Source organism: Streptomyces longisporoflavus (assembly GCF_014649775.1).
Classification (GTDB): domain Bacteria; phylum Actinomycetota; class Actinomycetes; order Streptomycetales; family Streptomycetaceae; genus Streptomyces; species Streptomyces longisporoflavus.
Map to the genome: position 1 here is coordinate 1 of NZ_BMTR01000099.1, position 1,775 is coordinate 1,775.

Consider the following 1,775-nt stretch of genomic DNA (forward strand, 5'->3'; position numbering starts at 1 on the left):
GCGGTGGTCACGTTCGAGGACGAGCGCTGCGGCAAGCGTCCGGAACTGCGGTTCCAGCCGGCGACGAGGTCAGTTCGCCGCGTCCACGGCGCCTGGCACGGCCCCTGGGCCCGGGATCGGCTTCGGTGTCGACGATCCCGTAGGCGGCCGGCGGGGGCGCCGTTGCCAGGTGCCTGTCGGGCGGTGGGCAGAGAAGCCAGCCGTCGGCCATACGCGCCACCCGACCGGGAGATGTTCGTCGCGCAACTCGGCCCGTTGGCACCGCACTTCGAGTCGGCCGTCCGTGAGCGGCCGGACGGCACCTGGGGCCTGCGCTTCCAGCCCCGGGACAGCTACGCTTCCGAGGACCAGGTGCACGGCGACCACTGGGCCGACTGGACCGGCTCCGCCTGCCCGGCGCTGCTGGTGCGCGGCACCAAGGGCGGCGTGCTGCCGGCGGGGCGGGCAGCACAGATGGTCACCCGACGCCCCGGCACCTGCCTCGTCGAGCTGGAGACGGACCACTTCGTATATGCCAACGACCCGGTCGGCTTCGCGGCCGCGGTCCGCGGCTTCCTCGCTGTGGTCTGACGCAGGTCCGCAGCCATCCCCACGACCCGAGGTCACCGAATATTGGTCCGCCCTTGAGGAGCGCCGGGCCCTGCTCAAGGACAAGCTCGGCAACGACGAGGGGGCGCTGTTCGAAATCGCCAGCCGCTACGACCTGCGCCACCGCAAGGCAAAGCACGGCGGCCGCGCCGCACGGCGAGCACACCCACACCCCCGGCTGCTCGGGTGCGTCCAGTGCCCGTTTTCGCGGCAGCACCAGCGTTTATGCACGGGCCCCCGGCCGTCCGCGCGCCCGGGACAGGTCCTCGTAGGCCGGACGCAAGGGCTGTGCCTCTGCCTCATGTGGCGCATGGGGGGGCGAGTTTTCGCCGACCGGACAGGGCAGAAACAGTTCGGCATATGCCTGTCGGGCGTTGATGTGCAGCAGTAAGCTGGAGAACAGTCCGTGGTCGATTGGTTGCTGTCAGCGCGGCGACCGGCTTACCGGCGCTCTTCCGGGCCCAGGTTGGGGCCCTTGCGCCAGCGGCGCCAGCGGGCGGGATCCTGCGCCCGCCACATAGCACCGCGTTCGGGGCGCCACTGGCCTTTCAGCTCCTGTCGTCGCGTTCTCTGCCGGTGCGTCCTCCCCCAGACCCCGGGAATCGTGATGCGCGGCTACTACGCCGACGAACTCCTGCTGATGCTGCCCCTGCCCGACCGCTCCGGTGTGCGCCTGCGGGGCGAAGTTCTCGGCACCCACCGGGGCCCCCTGGCCGTGGCGCTGACCGACGAAACCGCACGGACCGATGAGATCGTGGTGGATCTCACCGACGTCAGCTTCGTGTCGGACAGCGTCCTTCAGATCCTCGGCCTTCTCGCCGCCCGCCTCCGCCCGCCCCAGTGTCTGATCGTCAAGGCCGGCACCGAACTCGGGCTGCGCGAGCGGACAACCGCCTACGACTGGGACGAGATCGAGACGCTGCGCCTGATAGAAACCTGACACCCGGCGGGTGTCCGGAAATCCGTTGAACCGGGTTCGGGCCAGGCTCAACCAAGGCGAATCCCCGACGTGCTTCAGCGCCTTCCTGTACCCGCATGTGGATCCGCATTCCTGTGCGGGGGCGGGCATTACCTGCCCGGAGGCTGGAGGAGGAGCACCCTGAGACCAGGGCCCCGCCGTGCCACCCCCGTTATCTTTTCCGCGGTCCTGCAATGGGACTGCTGGCCTCCGGGCCCGGCATGACTGT

General features: G+C 70.1%; 2 protein-coding genes. Both read left to right on the top strand.

All coding sequences use genetic code 11. The features are described 5' to 3' along the window. Positions 1–183: 183 nt before the first annotated feature. Positions 184–570, top strand: a complete 387-nt coding sequence (locus IE226_RS43535; RefSeq protein ID WP_190087075.1) for an alpha/beta fold hydrolase — start codon at positions 184–186, stop codon at positions 568–570. 625 nt (positions 571–1,195) lie between these two features. Continuing rightward, positions 1,196–1,528: an STAS domain-containing protein gene (locus tag IE226_RS43540; RefSeq protein WP_190087076.1), complete on the top strand. Its 333-nt coding sequence runs from the start codon at positions 1,196–1,198 to the stop codon at positions 1,526–1,528. Positions 1,529–1,775: the final 247 nt, after the last annotated feature.

Coding starts and splice junctions, on each gene's coding strand:
- IE226_RS43540 (WP_190087076.1), top strand. CDS start 1,196: ATGCGCGGCTACTACGCCGACGAACTCCTGCTGATGCTGCCCCTGCCC.